This is a genomic window from Nostoc cf. edaphicum LEGE 07299 (assembly GCF_015207245.1).
Classification (GTDB): domain Bacteria; phylum Cyanobacteriota; class Cyanobacteriia; order Cyanobacteriales; family Nostocaceae; genus Nostoc; species Nostoc edaphicum_B.
Genome location: NZ_JADEXF010000328.1, coordinates 1 through 5,297, shown reverse-complemented (window position 1 = coordinate 5,297; position 5,297 = coordinate 1). Strand labels below are relative to the sequence as shown.

Sequence of the window (5,297 nt, the reverse complement as noted above, 5' to 3'; positions counted from 1 at the left end):
TATTTATACTCCTGCAAAGCCCCTGATTTGCGAATTCCCGGCCAAATCAGCCAACCACTGACCACGATAAGGCTGGGCCTGCTTTGCGTAACGGTGGTAAATACGCCAGGGTGATAGCCATCGCTGCTAAAATCAACTGATTCTGCCAAACAAATTTAGCATCGGCTGCAAGTGCTTTAAATGAAATTAGCTCAGTTGCGCGAATACTTTTTTGTTCTTTGATTGCCAGCGTTAAAATAAAACACAGTAAAGCTGCGATCGCTGAGTTAGTCCGCTCATAGAGTTCCCAGCCAATCGCTACAGTTTGCATTTGCGACCCCACGAACAGCACCAGCCGTCCAATGGTAAATAGCCGATAGTCACGAAACTTAAAGGCTGCAAAGGGATCGTGTTGTGCAACCTCAAAGTTATGGGGCTTTAAGTTCTATTTTCTCGAAGACATTTTTTAGTAGAGTTAAGCCTTCTTCAATGTTGGAAATTTGGTCTTTTGAAAGACCTTTGAGCAAGTCAGTAATATGAGCGCGAGTTTGATCTTGGGATTGCTTAAGATGATGTTTTCCATCTTCAGTTAAATTGAGCAGCACCCGCCGCCGCTCTTGAGGATGAGCAATCCGTTTCACGAAGTCGCGTTGTACCAAGCGTTCTATGGTTGCTGATGCCGTGGCAGAGGTGACACCTAAATGCTCTGCCAGGTCAGATAATGAAGCACCAGGATTACGGTTGATAAATGCTAGCGATCGCAATTGAGGTATAGATAAAAAAGCGGCACTATGGGCACGCATATCCGCTCGGATAAACCGCATCACTAATGGAACTGTTTCCATTACTCTAGCGGCACATTCTTCGGAAGTTGCACCTTGATTAGGTTTATCCAAGGTCATGGGCTTGTTGTTCTCCTAGTTACATAGCCACCCGTGGATAAAGTTTTCCACCAAGGATGGCCAAAATGATTAATGTTAATAAGAGAATTGTACAATCCAGACCAAAGCCATAAGGGAATCTCCCTCTTCTCTCTTCCTCTGTGTCCTCAGCGCCTCTGCGGTTCGATTCTCATGCTGATTGTTAAAGTACGGTAGCCCATCGTACAGAGGCTCAACTGCCGCAATATTAACCTTACAACTATATCAACAAGTAAAAACTCCATAGATGCTTGGACACTAAATATAGCCATCTATGGTATAGAAATGTATAGAATCTTGTAAAGATATAAAATATAGTCGTTAAATGCACACATTTCTCGCTTCTTCCTCAATGCAGCTGTCTGTACCACCAAATCACTTTCAGCCTATGAAGATTGTCGCACTGGGGGACAGCTTAATTTATGGATTCGGCGACCCGGAAAAAGGAGGCTGGATTGAGCAACTAAGGCGATGGTGGATGTTGCCGGATAGTGCCGGTCATATTCTTTATAATTTAGGGGTAAGAGGCGATCGCACGCAACAAGTAGCCCAAAGGCTGGAAGTTGAATTTCGCCACCGGGGTGAACTGCGAAACCGTGTTCCTGATTTGATTATTTTATCCGTAGGCGTAAATGACTCAGCCCGGTTGGCGCGTCCCGATGGCCGAAGTTACACAGATTTTACATTGTTTGAAAAGGAAATTGCGTCTCTGCTAGATTTAGCACAACAACTGTGTCCTGTGTTATTCGTGGGCATGGTGCCAGTGGATGAAGCCAAGATGCCGTTTTTAGATTGTTTTTACTACAATCATGCCGACCAGTACCGCTACAAAGAAGCAACGCGAATTGCTTGCAGCAAACGGCAGATTCCCTATTTGGATATTTTTGAGCAATGGATGGAACGCGGTGAAAGTTGGCGACTCAAACGCTTGAGTGAAGATGGACTCCATCCCAATACACTAGGTTATCAAGCTTTGTTAGAAGATGTAGTCAATTGGGATGCCATACCTTCTCTACGAGACGCTACGCGAACAATGGACTTTGCCAATGCAGCTTACCATTCTAAATTTGATTATCACCTTAAACCATCCTAATAATTAATATAGAAGATGTGTTGGTGCTTTGGAGATAGCCGATATTCTCGTATTTGCCATCCTCGCAAAAAGCACCACAATCTTCCTAATTTTTTAATGAAGTGAGTCAAAATCTATCTATAAAAACTCTAATTTTTCTATATTATTCATAACTCCTAACTCAGCATTCCTATGACACCAACTTTATTTGGCCGCTGGCAAACTCGATTATTATTACTGGCAACTGTCGGCATACTCGTATCTTTGCCATTTGCAATAGGTTGGATTGGCCCTAGTGCTAACTCGGTTTATTTTTGGATACTTGCTTATGTCGCCATCTTTGGCTTAGGTTGGGATGTACTTTATGACTATCTCCAAAAATCTCGTTGGGATAGAGATTGGCCCGCAGCCTATCAACTCTTAGCTGGTATATGGGAGTTGATATTTATATTTTGTGGAGTCAAACTATTTGGATTCTTGCCAATACCTTTACCGAAAGAAGAACTTTCGCCAGGAGCTTTTTTATTGCACTATAGCATCGTGTGGCTAGCGGTTTTTATTAGTTCCCAAAGCCTGATGCGAATTATCTTTCCTCGTTGGCGTTTCCGGGGCGGGGAGTGGTTGTAAAATTTCAAATTATCGAAACTAATTGAATCAAAAATTCTAAAAATATTTCAGGTAATTCAACCGTAGGTTAGGGACGTACATTTGTGCGTCCCTAACCTACGATTGTGCCTCAAATAGATAAAAAGGCTATAAATCGCAAATTAACAAATCATAAAAAATCATATATGGCGGTTTTAGTTTGGATGCAATATGTTGTATTGACGTACAGTTGCGTTTTTAAGAACAAGATGACTTGAGAAACCAAAGCAACGCATAGCCTGTTGTATCTCATAAAATTACAAACAGCAATTTTTTATGTTTACAAAATTGGCATTTGTGCTGATGTAGTAGTCATATATGAGTAAAACAGGAAAAACTTTAGAGTCTAGGGAGATTCTTCAATGCAGAGACATAAATTAAGGAAGTGCAATGTCAAATTTCGATCTAGTTATTCAGCTATTTCTGCAACTCACAGTTATTTTAGCAACTTGTCGCATTGTCACGATTATAGGACGCCGCTATCTTGGTCAAACCGATGTTGTTTGCGAAATGATCGCAGGTGTCATGCTAGGGCCATCACTTTTAGGATTGATTGCACCAGATTTTCAGCAATGGCTATTTCCTAAGCTTCCTATCATCACTGCTGTTGGACTCAAGATACCCAATCCATCGATGTCGATTTTATATGCTATTAGCCAAATCGGGTTGGCAATTTATATGTTTTTGATTGGTTTAGAGTTTAATACCAAACTCTTAAAACATCATATTAAAAGCGCAAGTTTGCTATCTGCAGCTGGGATTATCACTCCTTTTATTTTAGGAGCGATCGCATCTTTTTGGTTTTATCGCAATGGCGATTTCTTTCAACCAAAAGTTATGCCTTGGTCAGCTGCTTTGTATCTGGGTGCATCGATGACAATTACGGCTTTTCCAATGTTAGCTCGTATTCTTTACGAACGCGGTCTTACACAAACTCGCTTCGGTACTTTGGCTTTAGGTGCAGCATCAGTAGATGATGCAGTTGCTTGGTGTTTGCTGGCGATCGTGCTTGCTAGCGTGAAAAATTCTCTAAGCATAGCCATATTAGCAATTGGTGGTGGCATTTGCTATGTGCTATTTGCGATTTTTCTCGGACAACCTTTACTAAAAGCATTCACACGCATGACAAAACGCGAAGGTGTGAACAGACAAACCCTGACTTTAATGTTGATAATTTTGATGTTTTGTGCATGGTTTACCGATGTTACAGGTATCTATGCAATATTCGGTGCTTTTGTATTGGGAGCAGTGACACCACGCGGAGAATTTGCCCAACAAATTCGCCAATATACGGAGTTTTTAACTACTTCTTTTTTGTTACCGATCTTTTTTGTTTTCTCTGGATTAAATACTCAAATTGGATTGGTAAACACACCTACTTTATGGGGAGTGACCCTATTAATTATTGCGATCGCAATTCTCGGTAAAGGTGTTGCTTGTATGTTAGCTGCAAAATTAGCAGGGGAAAATTGGCGTGAATCGGCAACTATCGGCGCTTTAATGAATGCTCGTGGTTTGATGGAGTTAATCATCCTCAATATTGGTCTAGAACAAGGTATAATTACCCCAACTTTATTCACTATAATGGTTATTATGGCAGTCATTACTACCCTGATGGCATCACCACTAATTGCCTTCTTATTGCACGGTACAAGCTATGAGAAATCTTCTACTTAAGCAAAATTAAATATTAGATTAATTAACTATCTAGTACTTTATCAAGCTAGCAATGAAAAGTTTTTAGTAAGGACTTTAGTGCTACTGAAAACAATTTACAAGGAACGCGTTTAGGAACGTTGGCGTTAACTTGTGCAGCAGTGGATGATGTGACAGCTTGGTGTCTCTTAGCAGTAGCGATCGCAGTTGCGCGAACTGGTGACTTTGCTGGTGCTGTACCCACAATTATCGCCAGTATACTTTACATCGGCTTGATGTTAGTAGTCAAGAGCCAACACTGAGGAGTTGAGAACATGAATCATTTCAACTTCAAATCTTTAAGTTTTTACGGAGTAGCAATAAGTTCAGTGCTACTGTTGTTTAAAACTGTTAGTGTTTACGGAGAAAACAATCTCAAGGCTCCTTTGCCAGTTAATGATCGGTATCGTCTAACCCTAGCGGAGAATTTGCCTAACTGTGAAAAATCGGATACTCTGACGTTAAACATTGAGCAGTCAGGTATTTACTTAAATAAACAGAATGGATCGGGAACTAAAGACTAAGCAATTTTATCAATCGGGCAAGCAGCTATTTAGCATCAGTATATTAGGCTTTTATGCAGCGATCGCCCTCGAAACTTTCACCACTGCTGCTACACCAGGGGCAAAGCTGAATAATTGGCGTTTTTCTCCCAAGACACAGCAACTCGAAATCACTCTCTCAGCAGCCACAACCCCTCATTATTTCTACTTGGCCCAACCCTCTCGTCTAGTTGTAGATTTACCGAATACTAAGTTGGGCAAAGTTACCACGCAACAAAATTATTCTGGAGCAATCAAAAGTATTCGCATTTCTCAACTCAACGCAAACGATACACGTATTGTCTTAGATTTAGCAGCAGGGACTGTTTTTAATCCCAAAAAGGTACAACTGCAACTCGTTTCTCGAAAAAACTCCACTCGCTGGGTGTTACGTCCGGTTATTTCTAGTAAAACTACTGCTGCAAAATCAGGAAATTCCCCTCC

General features: G+C 41.1%; 5 protein-coding genes and 4 pseudogenes. 6 read left to right on the top strand and 3 right to left on the bottom strand.

The window, feature by feature from the left end:
* Positions 1-49 precede the first annotated feature (49 nt).
* The 3 genes and pseudogenes from IQ229_RS11770 to IQ229_RS23960 all read right to left on the bottom strand — a co-directional run.
* A pseudogene (locus IQ229_RS11770) lies at positions 50-343 on the bottom strand (hypothetical protein); the annotation flags it as partial.
* Between the two features lie 64 nt (positions 344-407).
* Complete coding sequence (locus IQ229_RS11765; protein WP_194043900.1) at positions 408-881, bottom strand: MarR family winged helix-turn-helix transcriptional regulator; 474 nt, start codon at positions 879-881, stop codon at positions 408-410.
* 19 nt (positions 882-900) lie between these two features.
* Positions 901-993 (bottom strand): annotated as a pseudogene (locus IQ229_RS23960) (ABC transporter permease); the annotation flags it as partial.
* A gap of 231 nt (positions 994-1,224) precedes the next feature.
* Here IQ229_RS23960 and IQ229_RS11760 point away from each other — a divergent pair.
* The 6 genes and pseudogenes from IQ229_RS11760 to IQ229_RS11740 all read left to right on the top strand — a co-directional run.
* Positions 1,225-1,992, top strand: coding sequence for a GDSL-type esterase/lipase family protein (locus IQ229_RS11760; protein WP_194043898.1), 768 nt, complete (start codon positions 1,225-1,227; stop codon positions 1,990-1,992).
* Positions 1,993-2,163: 171 nt separating this feature from the next.
* Complete coding sequence (locus tag IQ229_RS11755; RefSeq protein ID WP_194043896.1) at positions 2,164-2,598, top strand: hypothetical protein; 435 nt, start codon at positions 2,164-2,166, stop codon at positions 2,596-2,598.
* Positions 2,599-3,006: 408 nt separating this feature from the next.
* Entirely contained in the window at positions 3,007-4,293 is a 1,287-nt protein-coding gene (locus IQ229_RS11750; protein WP_194043894.1) for a cation:proton antiporter, read from the top strand.
* 83 nt (positions 4,294-4,376) lie between these two features.
* Positions 4,377-4,559: pseudogene (locus tag IQ229_RS11745) on the top strand (hypothetical protein); the annotation flags it as partial.
* A gap of 27 nt (positions 4,560-4,586) precedes the next feature.
* Positions 4,587-4,805, top strand: a pseudogene (locus IQ229_RS23955) (hypothetical protein); the annotation flags it as partial.
* A gap of 7 nt (positions 4,806-4,812) precedes the next feature.
* The coding region (locus IQ229_RS11740) for an AMIN domain-containing protein (protein WP_194043892.1) at positions 4,813-5,297 on the top strand (485 nt) is incomplete at its 3' end.